Source organism: Dietzia sp. WMMA184 (assembly GCF_002441635.1).
GTDB lineage: Bacteria > Actinomycetota > Actinomycetes > Mycobacteriales > Mycobacteriaceae > Dietzia > Dietzia kunjamensis.
The window spans coordinates 3,811,030-3,832,648 of record NZ_NXEI01000001.1 but is presented as its reverse complement, the minus strand read 5'-3'; the positions used below and the strand labels follow the sequence as shown (position 1 = coordinate 3,832,648).

23 protein-coding genes are annotated in these 21,619 nt (G+C 62.6%); 20 read left to right on the top strand and 3 right to left on the bottom strand.

The genetic code is table 11. The features are described from left to right. Nucleotides 1-453: 453 nt before the first annotated feature. From CK206_RS17790 to lnt, 3 genes are all read left to right on the top strand, one after another. On the top strand, nucleotides 454-882 hold the full coding sequence (locus CK206_RS17790) for a hypothetical protein (RefSeq protein ID WP_244200922.1): 429 nt from the start codon (nucleotides 454-456) through the stop codon (nucleotides 880-882). Continuing rightward, nucleotides 879-1,244, top strand: a complete 366-nt coding sequence (locus tag CK206_RS17785; protein ID WP_017836387.1) for a cytochrome b5 domain-containing protein — start codon at nucleotides 879-881, stop codon at nucleotides 1,242-1,244. Before CK206_RS17790 ends, CK206_RS17785 begins: the two co-directional genes overlap by 4 nt. 313 nt (nucleotides 1,245-1,557) lie before the next feature. Beyond that, nucleotides 1,558-3,036 carry an apolipoprotein N-acyltransferase gene (lnt, locus tag CK206_RS17780; RefSeq protein ID WP_241724151.1) on the top strand — a complete coding sequence of 493 codons (1,479 nt, stop codon included), beginning with the start codon at nucleotides 1,558-1,560 and terminating at the stop codon, nucleotides 3,034-3,036. A 158-nt stretch (nucleotides 3,037-3,194) separates the two neighbouring features. Here lnt and CK206_RS17775 read toward each other — a convergent pair whose 3' ends face one another. The 3 genes from CK206_RS17775 to CK206_RS17765 all read right to left on the bottom strand — a co-directional run bounded on the left by CK206_RS17775 (nucleotide 3,195) and on the right by CK206_RS17765 (nucleotide 6,309). Then, the gene (locus tag CK206_RS17775) at nucleotides 3,195-4,193 is read right to left on the bottom strand and encodes an SURF1 family protein (RefSeq protein WP_187352351.1); all 999 of its coding nucleotides are present in this window, start codon (nucleotides 4,191-4,193) and stop codon (nucleotides 3,195-3,197) included. Nucleotides 4,194-4,359: 166 nt separating this feature from the next. Beyond that, entirely contained in the window at nucleotides 4,360-5,103 is a 744-nt protein-coding gene (locus CK206_RS17770) for a M23 family metallopeptidase (RefSeq protein ID WP_081615259.1), read from the bottom strand. A gap of 270 nt (nucleotides 5,104-5,373) precedes the next feature. Next, on the bottom strand, nucleotides 5,374-6,309 hold the full coding sequence (locus tag CK206_RS17765; protein ID WP_095719382.1) for a cation diffusion facilitator family transporter: 936 nt from the start codon (nucleotides 6,307-6,309) through the stop codon (nucleotides 5,374-5,376). A 191-nt stretch (nucleotides 6,310-6,500) separates the two neighbouring features. On the opposite strand from CK206_RS17765, the gene CK206_RS17760 reads away from it, so the two are divergent. The 17 genes from CK206_RS17760 to CK206_RS17690 all read left to right on the top strand — a co-directional run bounded on the left by CK206_RS17760 (nucleotide 6,501) and on the right by CK206_RS17690 (nucleotide 21,595). After that, on the top strand, nucleotides 6,501-6,941 hold the full coding sequence (locus tag CK206_RS17760) for a TlpA disulfide reductase family protein (RefSeq protein ID WP_096907176.1): 441 nt from the start codon (nucleotides 6,501-6,503) through the stop codon (nucleotides 6,939-6,941). A 29-nt stretch (nucleotides 6,942-6,970) separates the two neighbouring features. Beyond that, nucleotides 6,971-8,326, top strand: a complete 1,356-nt coding sequence (locus CK206_RS17755) for an IS256 family transposase (RefSeq protein ID WP_216824164.1) — start codon at nucleotides 6,971-6,973, stop codon at nucleotides 8,324-8,326. 33 nt (nucleotides 8,327-8,359) lie between these two features. Next, nucleotides 8,360-8,617 carry a TlpA family protein disulfide reductase gene (locus CK206_RS17750; protein ID WP_371607038.1) on the top strand — a complete coding sequence of 86 codons (258 nt, stop codon included), beginning with the start codon at nucleotides 8,360-8,362 and terminating at the stop codon, nucleotides 8,615-8,617. Beyond that, nucleotides 8,614-9,468: a cytochrome c biogenesis CcdA family protein gene (locus CK206_RS17745; RefSeq protein ID WP_043568439.1), complete on the top strand. Its 855-nt coding sequence runs from the start codon at nucleotides 8,614-8,616 to the stop codon at nucleotides 9,466-9,468. Before CK206_RS17750 ends, CK206_RS17745 begins: the two co-directional genes overlap by 4 nt. A gap of 358 nt (nucleotides 9,469-9,826) precedes the next feature. Beyond that, nucleotides 9,827-11,374 (top strand): multicopper oxidase family protein, encoded by a 1,548-nt coding sequence (locus CK206_RS17740; protein WP_096907542.1) that lies wholly within the window; start codon nucleotides 9,827-9,829, stop codon nucleotides 11,372-11,374. A gap of 55 nt (nucleotides 11,375-11,429) precedes the next feature. Further along, nucleotides 11,430-12,077, top strand: a complete 648-nt coding sequence (locus CK206_RS17735; RefSeq protein ID WP_167507162.1) for a DUF305 domain-containing protein — start codon at nucleotides 11,430-11,432, stop codon at nucleotides 12,075-12,077. Nucleotides 12,078-12,186: 109 nt separating this feature from the next. Beyond that, the gene (locus CK206_RS17730; RefSeq protein ID WP_241724152.1) at nucleotides 12,187-13,029 is read left to right on the top strand and encodes a F510_1955 family glycosylhydrolase; all 843 of its coding nucleotides are present in this window, start codon (nucleotides 12,187-12,189) and stop codon (nucleotides 13,027-13,029) included. Between the two features lie 41 nt (nucleotides 13,030-13,070). Further along, nucleotides 13,071-14,345 carry an Ig-like domain-containing protein gene (locus CK206_RS17725; protein WP_181694399.1) on the top strand — a complete coding sequence of 425 codons (1,275 nt, stop codon included), beginning with the start codon at nucleotides 13,071-13,073 and terminating at the stop codon, nucleotides 14,343-14,345. Nucleotides 14,346-14,475: 130 nt separating this feature from the next. Continuing rightward, complete coding sequence (locus tag CK206_RS19940) at nucleotides 14,476-14,631, top strand: hypothetical protein (RefSeq protein ID WP_156523497.1); 156 nt, start codon at nucleotides 14,476-14,478, stop codon at nucleotides 14,629-14,631. Between the two features lie 667 nt (nucleotides 14,632-15,298). After that, the gene (locus tag CK206_RS17720) at nucleotides 15,299-15,565 is read left to right on the top strand and encodes an SHOCT domain-containing protein (protein ID WP_003862069.1); all 267 of its coding nucleotides are present in this window, start codon (nucleotides 15,299-15,301) and stop codon (nucleotides 15,563-15,565) included. Beyond that, on the top strand, nucleotides 15,562-17,043 hold the full coding sequence (locus CK206_RS17715; RefSeq protein WP_096905124.1) for a multicopper oxidase family protein: 1,482 nt from the start codon (nucleotides 15,562-15,564) through the stop codon (nucleotides 17,041-17,043). The genes CK206_RS17720 and CK206_RS17715 overlap by 4 nt, the downstream gene beginning before the upstream one ends. A gap of 65 nt (nucleotides 17,044-17,108) precedes the next feature. Next, nucleotides 17,109-18,410: an APC family permease gene (locus tag CK206_RS17710; RefSeq protein WP_096905123.1), complete on the top strand. Its 1,302-nt coding sequence runs from the start codon at nucleotides 17,109-17,111 to the stop codon at nucleotides 18,408-18,410. Between the two features lie 236 nt (nucleotides 18,411-18,646). Continuing rightward, nucleotides 18,647-18,889: a DUF2892 domain-containing protein gene (locus CK206_RS17705; protein ID WP_076599981.1), complete on the top strand. Its 243-nt coding sequence runs from the start codon at nucleotides 18,647-18,649 to the stop codon at nucleotides 18,887-18,889. 179 nt (nucleotides 18,890-19,068) lie between these two features. Continuing rightward, complete coding sequence (locus CK206_RS20635) at nucleotides 19,069-19,197, top strand: hypothetical protein (RefSeq protein WP_256385638.1); 129 nt, start codon at nucleotides 19,069-19,071, stop codon at nucleotides 19,195-19,197. Between the two features lie 53 nt (nucleotides 19,198-19,250). Beyond that, the gene (locus CK206_RS17700) at nucleotides 19,251-19,580 is read left to right on the top strand and encodes a YHS domain-containing protein (RefSeq protein WP_216824150.1); all 330 of its coding nucleotides are present in this window, start codon (nucleotides 19,251-19,253) and stop codon (nucleotides 19,578-19,580) included. Between the two features lie 153 nt (nucleotides 19,581-19,733). After that, a complete protein-coding gene (locus CK206_RS17695; RefSeq protein ID WP_096907173.1) occupies nucleotides 19,734-20,672 on the top strand; it encodes a cation diffusion facilitator family transporter in 939 nt (312 codons plus the stop codon). Beyond that, the gene (locus CK206_RS17690) at nucleotides 20,669-21,595 is read left to right on the top strand and encodes a DMT family transporter (protein ID WP_067717485.1); all 927 of its coding nucleotides are present in this window, start codon (nucleotides 20,669-20,671) and stop codon (nucleotides 21,593-21,595) included. Before CK206_RS17695 ends, CK206_RS17690 begins: the two co-directional genes overlap by 4 nt. Nucleotides 21,596-21,619 lie beyond the last annotated feature (24 nt).

Here is a 21,619-nt window from a genome sequence, read left to right as displayed (position 1 = left end):
CCGCTATACCGTGATGGTTTCGTGATGTGACTTTTGCTCGAACTTAGACGAGCAGAGTCCGCCGTCGCAAGAAGTGGGGGCCTCGTCACCCGTGTCGAAGAACGACCGGGAGCGGCCCCCACCAGCGTGCATCGTGCCTAGAGTCTCCCTCTGACCACAGCCTCTGGCAGCGTTCATCAAGCTGCCTGTTGCGAGTGTCAGGGACTACGTGGGCGACATGGGAAGGCCTTCGGAAGCTGGACGTCCTGACAGGCTTCACCCAGGTTCACCCCAACTGGCCGCGCACCAAATCAGCACCGCGTCAGCGACCGTCACGTCCGGGATCTTGATCAGACCTTCATCAAACCCCGACCGAATCAAGAGGTCAGCACAGCACAATCTCCAGATGTGACAGTGCGTGCGGCATTGGGGGACAAGTGGGGCGGGTCGCCAGCCGCCTCCCACCACGAAGAAGTGGACGAGCAGCTCGAGAAAGGGAAAGTGTCGCGATCACAAGATTTACAGATTTCCGGACGATTGTTGTTGCTCGCACGAGCGGTGGCCTTGTTGACGGTCAGCGCCCTCGGACTTCTCTTCACTTCGGCAGGGGTGCTGGTCCAGGACGGCACCAGTCTGGACGTCCACAGCTCGGCCGCCATCGCCCTTCATGTCCTCACCGGCGTGCTGGCTCTGGTTCTAGGGTGGCGCGCGTGGGCTACGCGGCGAGGTCGCTGGGCTGCAGTCGTCGCCCTCGTCCTGTTCGGGGCCACGTTCGCCCAAGCGAGCTTAGGGGGCAGTTCGACCTTGGCATTCCACATCGGCGTAGCACTGGTGCTCACGGTCCTGTGTACGTGGCTGGCCGCCTGGACTTTCGGTAGATCACTATACGAGGAGATCGAATGAGACTGCGCAGGACACTCACCGCCTCCGGCTCCACCGCCGCCCTGCTCCTAGCTGTGGGCTGCGCCGGGAACGACACGGGCGCGCCAGAACAGGCAGAGCAGCTCCAGACGGGCGAGAGAGCCGAGAAACAGGTCACGATGGCCGAGGTCCAGCAGAACGATTCGACCGACTCGTGTTGGACCGTGATCGAGAACATCGTCTACGACCTCACCGCGTGGGTCGACCAACACCCGGGCGGGCCGGACCGGATCGAGCAGCTGTGCGGCACAGACGGGACAGAGAGTTTCACCGACCAGCACAGTGGAGCGTCCCAGCCACAATCGCGGCTCGCCGAGTTCCAGATCGGCCAGCTCGCCGGGTGACCCGGCAGATATGCTTCCGATCCGCTCTGTGCGTCCCGGTCGGAGGCATGTGCCGGGCCCCGCTCCGGGGCCGCGCGCGTGGACTCAGCGAGGCCGTGAACGGGTTCGATTCGCTCCCCCCGCGACCTCTGCGGAAGACGAGAGCGCACCTCGCAAGCGTGACATGACAACACGACAGAAGAACCGTGGGCCGCAATCGGTGGTACTGCCAGCAGTCGACCTCAGGATGGGCGGGGTTACCCGAAATCAACCGCAGTCAACGCCTTCCCGGCGGTGGCTAAATAGTCACCCCGTCGGCCGTGCGCTTGGTCGAATGGTGTCGTCATTGGGCGCAGGAATACTGCTGTACACCAGTTTCCCGCCTCTATCCTTGTGGTTTCTCGCCCCGGCCGGTCTTGCCATTTTGGTCCTGTCGATCCGAGGGATCAGCGTGCGCGGCGCATTCGGATTGGGATACCTGGCTGGTCTCGGGTTCTTCGTACCTTTACTGCCCTGGGTGGGGGTTTATGTCGGCGCTGTCCCCTGGCTAGCATTAGCGGCGCTACAGGCCGTGGCAGTCGCTGTCTTCGCTGGGGCCACCGCACTGGTGGCGCGGCTGCCCGGGGCTGCACTGTGGATCGCGTGCTGCTGGGTGGCCACCGAAGCCGTTCGAGCGCGCCTGCCCTTCGGTGGGTTTCCCTGGGGCCGGCTGGCGTTCGGTCAGACTGATGGACCATTGCTGGCGATCGCTCAGATCGCTGGGGCGCCAGGGGTGAGCCTGTCCGTTGCACTGGTGGGCAGTGCAACTGCTGCAGTGGTCGTCGGACTTGCTCGGCGCTCCGCCTGGCGCTCGGTGTTGCTACTCGGGGCGGTGCTTGTGACCGCCTCTGCACTCGGCCCGATACCCGTCTCTACCGCACCAATCACCACCCCCTCTAAAACGGTTGCCCTAGTCCAGGGCAACGTGCCCCGACTCGGTCTGGATTTCAACGCGCAACGGCGCGCTGTACTGGACAATCATGTGGCTCGTACCGACGCTCTCGCCGCCGAGGTCGCAGCGGGGGTGAAGCCCGCACCGGATCTGGTGATCTGGCCGGAGAACGCATCAGACATCGACCCGTTTCGCAATGCCGACGCTGCAGAACAGATCGATGCGGCCACAGAGGCGATCGGCGCTCCGATCCTTGTGGGGGCGGTGGTGTCCACTGGCTCCGGTACCACCCGAAATACAGCGCTGGTGTGGGAGCAAGGAACAGGACCTGGCGATGCGCACGACAAAAGACGCCTGGTTCCATTTGGTGAATATCTGCCAATGCGATCGATCGTGAGCAAGCTCTCGCCTTATGCCGCGCAGGCGGGCAACTTCGTGCCCGGTAACGGCGATGGTGTGGTGACCATCGATGAGACACCGCTCGCTGTGGCCACCTGTTATGAGGTCGCGTTCGATGATCTGGTGGCCGAGTCGGTTCGGTCGGGGGCGCAGTTGATCGCGGTACCAACGAACAATGCAACCTTCGGCGATACCGACATGACCTATCAGCAGCTGGCGATGTCGCGGCTGCGCGCTGTCGAACACAACCGCACGGTGGTGGTAGCGGCCACCAGCGGTGTCAGCGCGATTATCGCGGCGAATGGCGATGTCCTCGAGCAGACCGAAATGTTCACTGCCGATGCCCTCGTCGCACAGGTCCCGCTCAATACCGAGTTCACACTTGCCACCCGATTACGTTCAATTCCTGAACTCATCATCACGGTCACCGCAGTATTCGCGATGCTGGTGGGGTGGATTGCTAGCCGCCGTCGGCGGGGCTGAGATCCCCGGCCATGAGTGCGCGCCGATATCGGGAGCGGACCCGTCGTCGGCCGGGCCGGCTGCAGGCGCTCAACGTGAGCATGTCGGGCAGGGCGCCGAGGGCGAGAAATTGATGAGCTCCCGCGAGGTAAGGGCGAGAGCCAGCTCGAGGATTGGACTCAGTAATCGAGCCTATTTCTCGGACGTAGACGCCGTCGGCGTTCAGCCTCAAATCTGGTGCCGTAGCGATCACGAACGGTCATCGTTACGAGGCGGTCATGGGCCACTGCCTCCGTGGCCGCATCCACCTCAGCAATATGACCGGATACGACATCAGGATCGATATCCCTGTCACCAGGTCCCACAGCACCGTCGCCTAGGCTGCCTTGCTCGTCGTTGCCCTGGCTACGTTGGCGGCGCCGCTCCCGGATTTCACTCCACAGAAAGTAGCCAAGCCCAATTGGCGCTAGAACTCCGAATGCAAGCCATTGAAGCCCATAGGACAGGTACGAACCCGCCTCGACTTCCGGTATCGGAGTTGGCTCGAGTGATCCTGGTTGACCTCCGGGGAGCTGGAGATGATAGCCAGCAAGATCGAGATCCAGAACCCGACCGATCGTCGAGGTTTCAATGGAGCGCACCATGTGACGATCGTGCAGAACTATCGGTTCGGCCGGGGTGTCGGTGGGCATTCTGAGCCTGGCGGTGATGGTCACTGGATCGGCTACCGCGGCCGGGTAGGTCGGCACCGTGTTGTTCTCGCCAACGCGAACCCATCCACGATTAATAAGCAGATCATCGCCGCCCTCGGTCCGAAATGCGGTGAGAACTTGGTAAACCTGTTCCCCGTCGACAGCTTGCTGCCGCAAGAGCACTTCGTCTTCGGGCAGATAGCGACCGGTTACTGTGACCCGATGCCACTCGGATTCGTCCAACGGCGCGTCCCGCGCCGTCAATTCCGTCAACGGCACTGGATCGGCTTCGACGCTGTGAAGAAGTTGGGAATTGCGCGTCTTCAAATCCTCGTTCTTGCCTAACTGCCATGGCGCCAACAGTGTGAAGCACGTATAGACGAACAGTGCGACGGCGATGAAGGAAATCAACCACCCCGGCGTCATCACGCGAAAGACCCTCTGCACGCCGTTCACGGTAGGCGGTGATGGCAAGACGGTCGGCATCGGGGCCCTCCTGTCGGCACCAGCTCCGGCGATCATTAATCGTGCCCGCCTCCCGCCACTGTCGGCAGGGATGGTTCCGATCCGGCGAGATCAGCGTGTTGCGTGCCGAATTGTGGCATCCGGGCCTGGATCGGAAGTGTCGAGCAGCAGGTCGTTGTCTACGTCCTCAGATGACGACGCCGTTCGCGGCCAACCATGACACCGAGTCGATCCACTGGCCGGCGGGATTCTGTACGCCGAAGTGCACATGCGGACCAGTCGAGTAGCCACGGTTACCGACTTCACCGATCACCTGGCCGGCGGTGACCTGCTGGCCTTCGGTGACGTAGTTGGCATTGTTGTGGCCATACTCCAAGAGATAGCCGTCATCGGTCTTGATGCGAATCCATAACCCATAACCGGAAGCGGGGCCGGAGGCCACGACCGTGCCGGACTTGGCTGCATACAAGGGTGTGCCGATCGGCGCAGCGATGTCGGTGCCATTGTGGTTAGCGCCCCACCGCGAGCCGAAGCCAGAGGTGATCGTTCCATCAGTCGGCCTGTGAGCTTGGCTGGCGACCGAAAACGCCGAAGACGACGACTGAGCAGTATCGAATCCGAGCGCCTGGCTCAGCCCGGGGGCCTGACTTGCATACTGGCGGACCGCGTCAGCTCCGATGCCATAGCGGGCGGCAGCCTCTTCGACCATCTGTCCGACGTGCTCGGGATCAGACGATTGGGCAGCGGCCACAGGGGCGACACTAAGCGCCGCGCCACCGGCGATTGCGGCGCCAGCCAGCGTGGTGGCGGCGATCCGGCCCACTCCCCTGGATCGGTTGGCGCGATGACGCCCACCAGCAGAGATGCGGTGGCCCACACCAAGCGAGTCCATGAGATCGGCGAACGGAACGCTCTTGGAGGAGCTCGACATGATTGATTCCTTCAACTTAAGCGATGGTCGCAGCTTCATACCGACGACCACTGGAGACTCCCGAAAAGGTAACAGTTGCATATCGTCCTGTCACGGAGAGTTTCCTGAGAATCCAGAAATCAGCAGTTCATACGCCATTTGTTATTCATCTACGGCATCGCCCGACCGTTACCCCGACGTGATTTTTGGTTCGAACGCGGGCCGGCCGGAGCCACCCCGCAATCGTCCCGGGTGACTAAACCGCGATCAACGCAAGCAGGATCAAGGTCCTTACTCCTGCCCCCTCCTCGTACCCGCCGCACGTGTGATGTCGATCGCTGCTGCCGCAGACTCATCGGGACAGTCGGTCTCCACCTGCACAGTAGAAAAGAAGAAGCCGTACCGATCCTGAAGCAAGTTGGAGGCGGATTGGAGAACGATCTGCGGATCGGCGCTTGCGGAGGTGCGCAGGTGGCCGGAGAACACGAAACGTCCACTGGTTAGTGCCCAAGCATGGGCATGATGGACGTCTTCCACCCCATCTATCGCTGCCAGGTCTTCAGTCACGTCAGACAGGTAGACCTCGTCGGGTGTGCCCTCCATGAGCAGATGGGTGGCGTCGCGCAGGATGCTCCAGCTTGCCCATACAAGCACGAAGCCGAACGCCAAACCGAGCAGCGGATCGATCAGCAAGAACCCGGTGAACTTGATCACTAGTGCGGTGACGATGATGAGCAGGCTGCCGACGAAGGTCTGGATGATGTGCCACAACGCGCCACGAACGTTCATGTCGCTGCGGCTTTGTTTCCAGATCAGGCTCAGGGCAACGATTTCGGTAAGCAAGCCTCCCGCGGCTGCCCACAGCATGGGCGTCGTGGGCAGGTCAACCGGAGCATTCATGCGCATGGCAGCCATCACGATCACCACCATCGCCATGATTAGCAGGAAACCGCCATTGACCAGCGCGCCTACGATCTCGGCGCGGTACCAGCCAAAGCTGCGATTTTCGTCTGCGGGGCGGCGGGCGAGTCGAGCAGCGAAGATGGCGACTAGGACACCACCGACCGCCGAGAAGGTGTGAAAAGCGTCCGAGATCACCGCAACCGAGCCGGTCCACAGCCCGATCGCCAACTCGATGACGAAGTAGATTCCCGTCAGCCAAGCCGAGATAGCCATGCCCCACCCACGAGCCTGCACCTGCCCGTGTCCACCATGCCCATGCGCCATGGGGGTCTCCTTTTTTGCACTCGGAATCCGGTTCTCGTGTCAGCTGCACACTGTGCATCGGTCTCGCGGTGCCCACAGCTTCTCTTGGGAATCTTGATCAGACCTTCATCGAACCCCGACCGAACCAATGGGGTAGGGGCGGCACAATCGTCCGGTGTGACTGTGCATGCAAGAGTGGTGCTGATGCTGTGATGACGACGAATGTGTTCGGCAAGGGTGCGCAGCCCGGTAGCTGGGGCAGACGGGCAAGATGCCAACTGGCCGCAGTGGTGGTGAGTTCGCTTGTACTTACTGGCTGCGCTAGCGGCACTGATGCCGTCGCTTCAGGTGAGACGTTCGATTTTGTCAGCCCGGGCGGCCAGATTGAGATCTTCTATGATCCGCCGGCGGACCGCCAGAAGATCGCGCCGATGTCTGGCCCGGAAGTAGTAGATCCGGAGGCCACTGTGGCGGTCGCAGACTTTCCTGGCGAGGTGGTGCTGATCAACCTGTGGGGTCAGTGGTGTGCTCCCTGCCGGACGGAAACCGACGACCTGCAGCGACTACAGGACAAGTACCAGGCGCAAGGGTTCACCAATCTCGGCGTCAACTTGCGCGACCCCCGAATCGGGCGTGTCAGATGGTCTGTGTGAGTTGAGCCGGAGGAGGAATCATGAACGCTATGGCTGTTGACGACCACGACGCTACGGATGTATCAGATGCTGCTGGGCTTCGCCGGGAGGTGTTCTCGGATGCGCTGATTGATCACGTACTCGCCGAGACCCGTTCGCGAGGGTTGGAGTTGACTGGCAAGGACGGCTTTTTGAACGAGATGCTCAAGGCCGTCCTTGAGCGGGGCATGGGCGCCGAGCTGACCGAGCATCTGGGCCGCGATGCCCACGCCCGTGGCGGGGACGGAAACCACCGCAACGGCACTTCGCGCAAGACCGTGGCCACCGAGGTCGGCCCGGTGGAGCTGGATCAGCCCCGCGATCGGCAGGGCTCGTTCGCCTCCCAGCTCGTCCCGAAGGGCGCCCGCCGGCTCGGCGGGCTGGAGGACCAGATCATCTCGCTGTACGCCGGCGGGATGACCGTCCGGGAGATCGAGCACCACCTCGCGCGGACCCTGGGGGTGGAGCTGTCGCACGAGTCCATCGCCAACGTCACCGACGCGGTCATGGACGAAGTCGCCGCCTGGCAGCACCGCCCGTTGGAGGCGTTCTACCCGGTGGTGTTCCTGGACGCGATCCACATCAAGATCCGCGATGGAGCCCACGTGAAGACCCGCGCTGCCCACATCGCGGTCGGGGTCGATCTTGAGGGCGTCAAGCACGTGCTCGGCATCTGGGTGCAGGCCAAGGAAGGCGCGGCGTTCTGGGCCAGCGTGTGCGCCGAACTGGCCAATCGCGGCGTCAAAGACGTCCTGATCGTGGCCTGCGACGGGCTGACCGGACTGTCCGAGGCGATTGCCGCGACCTGGCCTTTCGCCGAGGTGCAGACCTGCGTGGTGCACCTGATCCGGGCCTCGATGCGGTTCGTGTCCTACAGCGACCGCAAGAACGTGGCCAAGGCACTCAAGCCGATCTACACCGCCGCCAACGCCGAGGCCGCCAGAGCCGCACTGGAGGCCTTCGCCGAATCGCCGCTGGGCGCCAAGTACCCCACCGCCGTCAGGTCGTGGGAGGCCGCCTGGGAGCGGTTCATCCCGTTCCTGGCCTTCGGCCCAGCCACACGCAAGCTGATCTACACCACGAACTCGATCGAGTCGCTGAACTACCAGCTGCGCAAGATCACCAAGAACCGCGGGCACTTCCCCAGCGATGCCGCCGCGATCAAGCTGCTATGGCTAGCCATACGCAACATCGAGGACCGACGAGACCGAGAACGCGCCAAGGACGCTCAACGCCGAGCAGACGGCCACGCAGGCCCCCGGAAATCGATCCCCAGACTCGTCGAAGGCGCCACCATCCACGGTTGGCGAGCCGCACTGGCCGAACTCGCACTGGCCTACCCGGAACGCTTCGACCCCCACATGTGACAGACATCACTAACCAAAACTCACACAATTATCTTGACAAGCTCCCCGAATCGGCAAAAGCCTGTCGACTTCATCAAGGACAACGGGGTCACCTATCCCTCAATTTGGGACCCATCGCAGGCCGCGGTGGCAGCGCTACATGGTTTCCCCACCTCGGTGGTGCCAGCGACACTGATTCTCGACAAACAGCACCGAGTCGCTGCGGTATATCTAGCAGAGGTCACCGACACCCAGTTGGAGCCGGTCATCGAGAGACTGCTGGCCGAGCCTGCTGAAAGCGACGCTGCATGAACACGGTGCTGATCGCGCAATCCATTGGCCAGACGTTCCAACAAACAGCTGCTTCCGGGCCTCTACTTCTCGCGTTGGGAGCATGTGTCCTTGCGGGACTCGTCTCGTTCGCCTCGCCGTGCGTAGTCCCGCTCGTGCCCGGGTATCTGGCATATATGGCCAGCATCGTGGGTGCAGAGCGCCCGGCGGTGACCGTGCAGGCCGCCGAGCAACGCCGCGCCGAAGCCAGCACGCTCACTCTTGAACAGCAGCGTCAGCGGGTGTCATCGCGACGACGAGTCGTCCTCGCCGCGGTGCTATTCGTTGCTGGATTCACGGTGGTCTTCGTGCTGCTGTCGGCGATGGTGCTGGGCACCGTGCAATACCTCGCCCCCCAGCAAGAATTGCTGCAGCGGCTCGGCGGTGTGGTGACCATCTTGATGGGTCTGGTGTTCATCGGGGCCATACCCGCCCTCCAGAGGGACACTCGAATGCAGCCGAAAGCGCTTTCCACCTGGGCGGGCGCGCCGCTACTTGGCGCCGTCTTCGCCCTGGGATGGACGCCGTGTCTCGGACCGACGCTGGCAGCGGCGTTGTCGGTGGCCGCCGGAACCGGACTCGACGCCGCACGCGGAGTACTGCTCATCGTGGCGTACTGCCTGGGGCTCGGACTGCCATTTATCGTGGTGGCCTTCGGTTCGACGAGAGCCATCCGCACGGTGGGCTGGCTGCAACGACACACGCGAACGATTCAGATCGTCGGCGGCATCATGCTCATTGTCGTCGGAATCTTGCTGCTCAGCGGCATATGGACGCAGTTCGTGTACTGGCTCCGCGACTTCGCCGTCTCAGACACCACTTTGCCGATCTGACAGTGCTCCGATGGTCTCTCCTAACTCGAGTCGAGTCTGTCTGTCCGAAAAGAACCTTGATCGGATCTTGACGAAACGATGACCCAGATCTCGCATTTCGCCCCGCAGAATCGAGTTTCTAATACAGGCAAGGAGTTGAGTCTGATGGGGTGGTTTTACGGTATGAACTGGATCGACATCGTCCTGTTGATCGCGTTCGTACTCGGTTTCTGGGCGATGGTTCTGGCCTTGACGACCAGTCTTTTCGGAGGGCATCGGCACCTACGCGGGTCTCACTCTCCTGCTACTGGGGTCGTCTCTTCCGGTATCTCTTTCGGATCTCACGTAGGGACCGCGACTTCGCGAAACGCCGATCATGATGAACGCTGACGCCACGGGGCGGGCAGGTGCGCTAAGACGTGCGCCGCGCGTGCTGGTCTCCCGCCGGTCTTTCTTGGCCGGATCGCTTCTCGCCGGCGCCGGCGCTCTGACTGCATGTTCTGGTTCCGGAGCAGCCACGGGCAGTCCCGTGGGAGCCTCGTCAGATCTCGTGAGGCGGCTTGAGCAGGAGCGACGCTCCCCCGGCCAAACGGTGGTATCTGCGCAGTTGACCCCCCGTCCGGTCGACGTTGATCTGGGTGGCCGAGTCGTCTCAACGTGGGGATACGACCAACAATTGCCAGGCCCACTGGTGCGGGCCCAAGCTGGAGAGCGGCTGCAGATCACCGTGGACAACCAGCTGCCCCAGGAGACCAGCGTGCACTGGCACGGGATCGCCATGAGCAACGACATGGACGGGGTTCCCGGGTTGACGCAGGACCCGATCGCACCAGGCACCACGTTCACCTACGACTTCACCGCCCCAGACCCGGGCACGTACTTCTACCACTCACATTCGGGTCTGCAACTCGATCGGGGCTTGTACGGAGTGGTGATCATCGATGATCCGGGCGAGCCCGGCGACTACGACCATGAATGGCTCGTGGTCCTTGACGACTGGGTCGACGGGACCGGTCGGACCTCCGACGATGTCGCCCGTGATCTGGGCATCGGTGCCGACACCGCAGATGCCGGGATGCAGGGGATGGACCACGACATGATGGACATGCACGGGGGTGAGGGGTCGATGATGTCCCCCATCCTCGGCAGCGCCGGGGATGTCACCTACCCGCACTTTCTGATCAATGGTCGACTCCCTGTCGACCCCTACGTTTGGAGAGCGGCGGGGGGCCAACGCGTGCGCATCCGGTTCGTCAATGCCGGCGCCGACACCGCGTTCCGGGTAGCGCTTGGCGGGCACCGGATGACCGTCACTCACACTGACGGCTTTCCCGTGCTTCCCGAGGACACCGATTCCCTTCTGATCGGCATGGGTGAACGGTTCGATGTTGTGGTCACGCTCGGCGACGGCGTGTTCCCGTTGTTCGCTCAGCCCGAAGGCAAGGATGGCCACGCGCAGGCCCTTGTACGTACAGCAGCGGGCGATCTCCCGACAAATTCCCGACCAGTCGAAGTGGACCGGCGTCCGCTATTGGGTACCGACTTATCCCCCAGCGAGGCAGTGCGTCTGTCTAACCGAAGTCATGATCGGTACCACAGTGTTGACCTGGGCGGGACGATGTCGCCGTACCGGTGGACCCTCAACAGCCAAGTCCACCCGGATTCGGTGCCGCTGGAGGTCAACAGTGGGGAGCGGGTGCGGATGCGGATGCGGAACATGTCCGACATGTTCCATCCGATGCACCTGCACGGACATACGTTCGCGCTCGCGGACAGCGGGCTTCGCAAGGATACCGTCACGATTCGGCCGATGCGCACTATTGAGATCGAGTTCGACACCGATAATCCTGGCCAGTGGGCGTTGCACTGCCACAACGCCTATCACCAAGAGGCCGGGATGATGACCACTCTGTCTTACCTCGCCTGACCGGCAAGGTAATCCACTCGCGGGCCCGAAAGTCCGCAGAAGAAAGGGAACCCAGATGAATCGAAAGAAGCTTGTGATGACCGCCGCTGCCGCCGCGGTCCTGCTGGGGCTGTCCGCCTGCACCAGCGACGAGACCGACACGGCCAGCGAGACCACGACCGCCGTCGAGACCACTGCGACCAGCGGGAGTTCGACCACCGAGCAGGCAGAGGAATCAGCTCAGCATTCCGAGGCTGACGTGATGTTCGCCCAGATGATGATCCCCCACCATGAGCAAGCCATCGAGATGAGCGACATCATCTTGTCCAAGGATGATGTCCCCGCCGACGTCACCTCGCTGGCCGAGGAGATCAAGGCGGCCCAGGGGCCCGAGATCGCGCAGCTGACCGACTGGCTTGAGCAGTGGGGCGAGCCGACGCAGCCCGAAGGCATGGACATGGACATGGGCGGTGACCATGACATGGCGCAGATGGAGGGCATGCTCTCCGATGAGGACGTGCAGCAGTTGTCCGACGCTCCCGGCCCTGAGGCTGCCGAGTTGTTCCTTAACCAGATGATCGCCCACCACGAAGGTGCCGTGGCCATGGCCGAAGACCAGGTGGAGAACGGCACGTACCCGCCGGCTGTCGATCTGGCGCAAACCATCATCGACACCCAGCAGCAGGAAATCGACACCATGCGGCAGTTGCTTGACCCCATGTAGAAAACGAAGCCTTGTATACCCGGCGGGGTCGATGGCAGTCCGACCCCGCCGGAGACCGTCTGGGCATCAACACATTTTCTTGTCCCTGCCAGAAACGAGATACGCATTCATGCTTTCGCACCGAAAGCGGGCCTGGGCCTCAATAGCCATCCTTGCATCGGCTCTCATCGCGACCGCGTGTTCGAGCCCGCAGCAGACGCCAGCACCCGAATCCGGGGACGCCTCATCGACGGTCGGCACCGCATTAACACCCGCGCTTGACCATGTGCACGGACTCCACCTCGATGCTGAGGGCAGGGTGCTGGCCGGCACGCATACGGGGCTTTTCGTCCTCAACCCCGATGGCGCGACCACCCGCGTCGGCGACGCCGACGACGACTTCATGGGGCTCACAGGCGCGCCCGGGACGGATAACCTCTACGCCTCGGGCCATCCTGGCCCGTCAAGCTCCGCCCCCAATCCTCTCGGACTCATCGAGAGTGTCGACGGCGGCCAGTCGTGGGCGACGAAATCCCTCTCCGGCGAAGTCGACTTTCACGCCCTGACCACTGACGGAAACACCCTTGTCGGACTCGACACCGCCAACGGAATTCGAACGTCCACCGACTCGGGCGTCAGTTGGACCGACGGCATCGAGATAGCCGCGAGAGCATTGGCGATTACCGACGAGGGCATCTGGGCCACAACCGCAGGAGGCCTACAACTCAGCACCGACATCGGGCGCACATTCGCATCAGTACCAGCTGCTCCCGAACTCCTGCTGATATCTGCAGCCGAAGACGGCACCCTCTGGGGGATCGATACCGACGGCACCGCCTGGCGCAAGAACGTCAACGACGATGAGTGGCAGCAGGGACCAGTTGTCGGTGATGTCGAAGCCATCATCGCCGCGGACCAGGACACTGCCTACGCTGCTGATGGACGGTCATTTCATACATTAACGATTCCCTGAAACGTCGTCGGCGGCGCAAACCAAGGCCGACCGAAGACGGAATGGAAACTACCGGTCAGAACGCATACGAACTCGAGGGAGAAGTGGTGAGGAAAGAAGCGATGCTCGCAGGCGGAGCCGCACCAGAGCGCACACCGGCGAAACGGCTTGCCTCGGTCGCGGTGGCCTTGGTGGCCGCAGTAGGACTGAGCGCGTGCACGATCGGGGACACCGAGGACGCCTCGACGGCCGCTGCACCGAAAGAAGCCCCCGCCGCTGCGGCCGTCATTCACACCTCGTTCGAAGATGGGACAGTGGCCGCGACGCCGCGGGAACCGATCGTCTTGGATGTGACAGACGGTGCGTTCGACGATGTCACGGTCACAAACGAAGAAGGCCGCGAGGTCGAAGGCGAGTTCAACGCGGAACGCTCCCAGTGGCGCACCACCGAGACTCTGGGCTACAACCGGGATTACTCGATCGAGGCGAGCGCTACTAACGACGACGGTGAGACGATTACAGACTCGTCCTCGTTCAGCACCGTGGTCCCGAACTCGACCACCAGCGCGAGCCTGGTGACCGGTCAGGGCCACACGGTAGGTATCGCGCAGCCGGTCGCGGTGCGTTTCGAGTCCGCCGTCGGCGACCGTAAGGCCGTCCAGGACGCCATCGAGGTCACCACGACCCCCGCCGTCGAAGGAGCCTTCTACTGGGTGTCGCCCTCGGAGGTTCGCTGGCGCCCCGCCGAATTCTGGGCACCGGGCACCGAGGTCGACGTCGACGTCAACATCTACGGCACCGATATGGGCGAAGGCCTTTACGGAGCCCAGGACGCAAACAGCAACTTCACGATCGGCGACGAGGTCATCACCACGATCGACGACAACACCAAGACAATGACGACCCGAATCAATGGCGAGGTCGTCAGCAGTAGCCCGGTCTCACTAGGAAAGGCATCGACACCCACCCCGAACGGCACCTACTACATCGGCGACCGATACGAATCGCTCATCATGGATTCATCGACGTTTGGTGTGCCGGTCGACTCGGCCGACGGCTACCGGCTTTCAGTCAACTGGGCCACCCAGATGTCCTACAGCGGGATCTACGTCCATGCCGCCCCATGGTCCGTTGAACAACAGGGCTTCACCAACGTCAGTAACGGCTGTATCAATGTCACCGACGCCTACGCCAAGTCGTTCCAGAACAACAGCAACCGTGGCGACGTGGTCGAAGTCATCAATACCGTCGGACCAACACTTCCTGGGACCGACGGACTGGGCGACTGGAACATCCCGTGGGAGACCTGGCGTGCCGGAAATGCCGATCAGGCCTGAGGGGTCCAGTCACTATTCTGACCTCGACCAAAGGCCAGGCCAAAATCGTCCGGCGAGCGCGGGAATAGCCAAAATGCACACTCTTCCGTGGTCATTGATCGACGTTTGAATTTCCTGACATTCGACGTTCATGGACGAGGGAGTCTCGCCGGATTCGTTTTTGGCGGCCCCACCGGCACAAACGAACAATGGCAGCCAGCAGGTGCGCAAGATGGTGCGCGACATCTGGTGCAACCAGCCGGTGGACGCGAATACGCCCGGAGCTAATACGCAGACCTTCCACTAAACGGGCCCTTCACTATGAAGGGCCACTAAACGATGCCGAGCTGTAGTTTCTGCGAACTCACCCTTCCCCAAATTTCCCCCATCTTCGAGGGCACGAGGGTTCTCCACCATGGTCTCGATCGTTCCAGCCTGTCCTGAGTGTCAGCTCGCCAGCGGAAATTCTTGATCAGACCTCCACCTGATCTCCACACAAATACGCGGGCGTACCGGCCAATGTGGAACTCGACCGGAAGGCAGGGGCGCGGTATGGAGTGGGCGAGTGTAACCGTGGTGGCCATTGGCCTGGGCGTGTTCTGGGCCAGCGTGCTCTGCCTCATTGTCGCCCTGACAGGGACCGCTCCCCAGGCGTGAGACACCCAGGGACCAATCGATGGGTGAGCCGGGTTCAACCACCTACCCCACATACCCCATAGGGGTATAATTGGAGGTGTTCCAGTGAGCACCAGCAACGAATATGAAGAGGAGAAGATGTCTATCCAGCCTCGCAGTAACCTTCCGTTGGAAGCGATCGCTGAATCCTGCACGTGCTGCTCCACACCCAGACCCTCGGTGCCGATGCCGATCCACGGTCTCCAGACCGACCGCCACGCCCCGCACCCGGCGCCACCACCCCCCAGACACCGGCGGGCCACACGCTCGGGACTGAGAAGTAGCGAAGGACGATCGCGATGATGTGGAACAACGGGATGGGTTCGGGAATGGGCTGGATGTGGATCTTCTGGCTCTTGGTCATTCTGGGCACGGTGGTGGTCACCGTCGTCCTGGCGAAAGCGTTCACCGGCGGCCGGGGCCAGACCGGAGGGCATGAGCATGTCAAAACCGGGGAACGCCCGCGCCAGCCGCGAGAGATCCTGGACGAACGCTACGCCCGTGGAGAGCTAACCACCGAGGAGTACCGGGAGCGACTACACACTCTGGGCGAGGGACGGCAGTGAGCGAGCTGACCCGACGGCAGCTCCTCGCACTGGGTTTGGCAGGGGCCGGCACCGCCGCCGTGGGCGGGGCCGGCCTGTGGTGGACCGTCAGTGAGGGCAACACCACGAACAGTGGTGGCTTCTCCGACGGTGGTGACGACCTTCTCGAGCCGGACGTGGTGGCCAGTCGGGACGGTGTGCTCGATCTGGAGTTGGTCGCCGCCCCCGCCCGGGTCAAGATCGGCGGGCGAAACGCAAACGTGCAGGCGTTCAACGGCACACTCCCAGGCCCCACCCTGCGCGTTCGGGGCGGAGACACGATCCGAGTGGCGATTGCCAACGAACTCGACACCCCGACCAACCTGCACGTACACGGGTTGCACGTCTCCCCCGAGGGCAATGGCGACAACCCCTTCGTCAGCATCTCCCCCGGCGAGTCCTTCGACTACGAAATCGTCCTGCCAAACGACCACCCGCCCGGGACTTTCTGGTACCACCCCCACCACCACGGCCATGTCGCTGACCAACTGGCGGCCGGACTCTACGGAGCGATCGTTGTTGAGGACCCCGAGCCGGTCCCGGTGTCCCGTGAGCGCACCTTGGTCGTCTCCGACATCACCCTCGACGGCACTGGCAACCCGGCTGCCGCGTCCCCGCCCGAGAAGATGATGGGCCGTCAAGGCGAGATAGTGATGGTCAACGGCCAGGTTCGGCCCCGGGCCACCGCTTCGCCGGGAGAGCGAGAGCAGTGGCGGATCGTCAACGCCTGCCCGTCCCGCTACCTGCGCCTGACCCTGGATGGTCAGTCTCTGCGCCTGCTCGGCCGTGACACCGGCCGCCTACCCGAACCTGTCGACCTCACCGAGGTGACGCTGGCTCCCGGAAACAGAGTCGAACTCCTGGTGGACGCTCGCCAGGGCACCTCCACTCTGCTCAGCATCCCGGTGGACCGCGGCGCCATGCCTGGCATGATGGGCGGACCCATGGCCGGTGCGTTCCCGGCGGACGACGAGCCGATCGGTCTGCTCACGCTGGACGTGACTGGGCCCCCGGCGGACGAACCCGATCCCGTGCCCGCAGGACCGGCCCTGCGGGACCTGCGCACCGCACCGGTAACTGCCCGTCGAACCCTGGAATTCGCCATGGGCATGGGCATGGGCCGTGGGATGCGCGGAGCCGAATCGATGATGTCGTTCACCATCAACGGCCGACAGTTCGACGCCGACCGAAACGACATCACGGTCCGCGCCAGAACTGTGGAGGAATGGACCCTGACCAACACCAGCCCCATGGACCACCCAATGCACCTGCACGTGTGGCCCATGCAAGTCCTCGACGACGGCGAGTCACCCACCTGGCAGGACGTGGTCAACATTCCGGCCTTCGGCCGCGTCACCATCCGCGTGGCCTTCGACGACATCGTCGGCCGCACCGTCTACCACTGTCACATCCTCGACCACGAGGACCTCGGCATGATGGGCACGATCCTGGCCCGCTGAACTCGGCGCACCCGACCGCAAGCACACCGCCAACCCCGCCCGACGAGAAGAAAGTACGGTACCGCATGGATCGCAGCGCCCAGTCCTCGAACTCACTGACCCTCACTGGATCCGTTGCGCTCGGGACGGGGGTGATGATCGGGGCGGGCATTTTCGCCCTGGTAGGGCAGGTCGCCGAGCTGGCCGGGGGGTGGATGCCGTGGGCCTTCCTTGCCGGGGCAGTGGTGGTGGCCTTCAGCTCCTACTCCTACATCCGCTACTCAGCCACCAACCCTTCCTCGGGCGGAATCGCGATGCAACTCAAAGCCGCGTATGGACCCGGGGTCGTGGCTGGCTCGGTTTCGCTGTTCATGTACGTGTCGATGATCCTCGCCGAGTCCCTTCTCGGCCGAACCTTCGGTACCTACATGCTGCGACCGTTCGGGATGCAGGACTCCGACGTGTGGGTCCCGGTGCTGGCCGTCCTCGCCATCGCCGGCGCCGCACTGGTGAACCTGGTGGGCAACCAACTAGTGGAGCGCTCTGCCACGGTCACCGCAGCGCTCAAGATCGTCGGCATCGCGGTGCTGGCGATCGCGGGAATCCTCGCCGCGGGACTCTCCTCCCTGCCCCGGCTCATTACCGCCGCTGGACGCACGCCACCAGACCAGGGATGGGTGGGCTTTCTCGCCGGTGTCACCCTATGCATCCTGGCGTACAAGGGGTTCACCACGATCACCAACCACGGCGGGGATCTGAAGAACCCCAAGCGCAATATCGGCCGCTCAATCATTATTTCCATCGCCCTGTGCACGGCGCTCTATCTATTGATCACCGTCGCAGTCACTGCGAGCCTGACCGTGCCAGAGATCATCGAGGCCCGCGACTACGCACTGGCCGAAGCAGCCCAGCCGATGTTCGGCGACTGGGGCATGAGAATAACCGTGCTTATCGCGGTGGTCGCCACACTGTCTGGACTGATCGCGAGCCTATTCTCAGTCTCGAAGCTCTACGACATGCTCCGAGAAATGGGCCAAGCCCCGGGCCTGCCCGGCCGGCCAGGACATCAGTCGCTCTACATCACCGCCGGGCTGGCGATCGTGATGGCCGCCTTCTTCGACCTCTCCCAGATCGCCTCCCTTGGCGCTATCTTGTATTTGGCCATGGACATTGCCATCCACTTCGGGATCATCCGCCGTCTCAAAAACGACGTCGCCGCCAACTCCTGGATCCCGTTGCTCGCGATCATCCTTGACCTCGCGGTACTGGTGCCCTTCCTGCTCACCAAGAGCCAATCGGACCCGTTCACCCTCGTCATCACCGCGCTAGTGGCCCTAGCCATCGTCCTCGCCCAGTGGCTCGCCGTGCGACACCACCAACACCAGTGAGAACACAGAGCACACCAGAGACTCCAACCAACCCAGCGCGATTCAGGCCGCACGACGCGCGTCCGCTGAGCGCGTTGAGGCGCGCATCTCCCCACACTTGTGGCACACGCCGTACCGGCTTCGCCGAACCTTCACGTGAAGGACAGTTCGTCCTTCACAAACACTTGGCAGATTGGGGGTGTACCGATCAATGGTCCCGTGCACTCGGGGCTGGATCGAGCACCCAGGAGGAAACGATGCAGGCGAGATGGAGTATCAACATCACCCCTATCGAAAGGGGCGCTCGCATCGTGTTGGGTCTTCTCGGTGTCGTTGGCGGAGGAATTCTGCTCAGCCAGGCGGACTCCACGGGCGCGGTGATCGTGGAGCTGTTGTTGATCGTGGCTGGTCTGGACCTGATCGTCACTGGTGGGACCGGGCACTGTCCACTGTACAAAAAATTGGGCCGCCTCCCGCTTCGGAAAGGACACCCCTCATGAGCGAGCAATCACCCCAGGAGCGACGGCGCCAGCCACTAGACGCGCCCCCTGATCAGCCCCCCGTTGCGGGGTCGGCTTCCCCCTACAGCGATGGGCCTCTGGAAGAGCAGTACCCGCCCGAGCCCTCGAAGCCCGGACGCTCCGGTCATCGTTGGATGATGCTCGCGTGTTGTGTCCCGATGCTCGTTCTTGTCGGGGTCCTGCTGGTGACCGGGGTCGCAGGCACCGGAGTGATCGTGTTTGGCGCGCTGTGCGTGGCGATGATGGGCCTGATGATGTTCGCAATGCCCGGTGGCCACGGCCATTAACCCGCCACTACACGCTCCTGGGATCCATCAGCCCGATGATTGCCGCTGCGGCGATGGCATTGTCCTCCCTGTCGGTCGTGGTCAACGCCAACCGACTCCGGGGCTTCACTGCCGAACGGGCCGCTGATGACACCGCGGTGTCGCTCGCCTCCGAACCTGTGGTGGAAGTCGGCGACGACCGCCACGATCCTGGATCAGAGCCAACTCCCCATGCCACTGACCCGGTATGCGGCATGAGCGTGGACCCGGCCTTTGCCACTGCCAGCGCCACCCACGAGGGCCACACCTACTACTTCTGTTCCGGCCACTGCGCGAGAGTATTCGACACCCGACCCACAGACTTCGCCGCCACCACCGAGCGAGGAAGCGCCCCGCCGCAATGACCTCCACCAGAGATGCTCTCCTCCAGACGCGAGCACTAACTCGCACTGACCCGATCAGATCCTCAATTTCGACCATATTTCGCCCTGCCGGTTGCTCCCGGTGGGGATGAGCAATCACACCAGAACTGACCTTGCGGTCAGGAGGAGGGGTTCATGACTCACGGACACGGAGGCCACAGTTACACGGACGGTGCGCGCGGCCCTGGGTGGGGACTGGCCATCTCGGCGTGGCTGACGGGAATTTACTTCTTCATTGAAATTAGCATCGGGTTATGGACCGGTTCGGTCGCGGTGATCTCAGATGCCTTCCACACTTTCTCGGCCGTCGGTGGCGTACTGGTGGCCATCATTGCTGCACGGCTCGCTCGCCGGCCAGCAGATGAAGACCGCAGCTTCGGCTGGTATCGCGCGGAAATTGTCGGCGCATTGGTCAACGGCGGTTTCCTGCTGGTGATGGCGCTGGTAGTGATCGTGATGGGCGGGATGCGGCTAACTGCCCCGATCGACCTGTCCACTACGCCGATGTTGTGGGCAGCCGCGGGCGGTTTGCTCACTGAAGTCATCTCGTTGGGTCTGATATGGAAACAAAGTCGCACTGATCTGAACGTCCGCGGCGCACTGTGGCACATTCTTCAGACCTTTGTGGGCAGCCTCCTGATCATCGTCACCGCACTCGTGATCCGCTTTACCGGTTTCTTGCTGATCGACCCACTCTTGGGCATTGCTTTCGGTGTGGTATTGCTGTGGGCGAGCTGGGGCATCTTGCGGGATGCTGCCCATCTACTGATGGCGGGCACACCGACCGACCTCAGCCTTCCCGAGATCACGGCAGCACTGGAGGACACCGAGGGGGTCCAAGGGGTGCACCACGTTCACGCGTCAGCACTGACCAGCGGACGCTATATCTTCTCCGGACACCTTCGAGTGGTCGAGGGCGCCGATCCACAAACCGTCCTGCAAACAGCCTCCACTGTGCTCGAAAACAAGTTCGGGTTCTTCTTCACCACCTTGCAAGTGGAGACCGGCCACCTTGATGAGGCTGGCGCCGAAGCGATCGACATCACGCGGCCCGCGCCGAAAAATAGAACATGAAGGCGCTACTGCTGCTGGCTTTGATCACCGTGTCTGAAGCGACTATCGGCGTATTTGTCAAGCTTAGCGACGGGTTGATTCCCGTCCAGACGCTGACGTTTTACGCGATGGCCTTCGCGGCGGTGTTTCTGTTCATTGCGCGGGCACTGGCGAGCCGGGAATGGCCCCGGTTCCCGCGCGGGAACGTAAAGGACACGGTCATCATCGGCGCGCTGATCGCGGCCCAGGGCGGAGTGTTCAACTACGCCATGACGTTGGTGCCCATCGCCAATGCGGTGATATTCTGGAGTATTGCCCCGTTCTTCGTGTTCATTTTTTCTGCACTGTTTCTTGGCGAGAAGGCGCACAAGCGCTACATCGGGATTTTCGTCATTGCGTTGGCCGGTATCGCCGTGGCTAACCCGCTCAGCGGCGGTCACACCCTGGGCAATCTTGTGGCGTTGGCAACCGGGGCGATCTATGCGGCGATGATCACCTACATGCGTTATGAGGGCAAGACCGAGACGGGTAACGACATAGCCTGGTCGCTCCTGGCCGCGGCACTGGTGCTGTCGCCCTCGCTGCTGCTCGTCGGGCCCGGCAAGGTCTCAGCCACAATCTCCTATCCCGGGCTAGGTATCTCCGTGCCGGTGATGCTTTGGGTGGGGGGTTTGGGCGTGATTTCCACAGGATTCGCCTATTTCGGCATCTCCATCGTTTTGAAAGTTCTCAACGCCAATGTTTACTCGCTGGTCGATATCATTGTCTCCCCTGTGGTAGCCACGACATTGGGGTATCTGGTCTTCGCCGAAGTTCCGGCGCGGAGCACGATTTACGGGGCTGTACTGCTGCTCGGCGCCGGATTCTGGTTGACACGGGAGATGTCGCGGGGGGCAGAAAATCGAGCCGCGCACCCCTGTCAAATTGCCTCCCACCACACTTGAGAGTCCAGGGGTTCGTGCACGAGG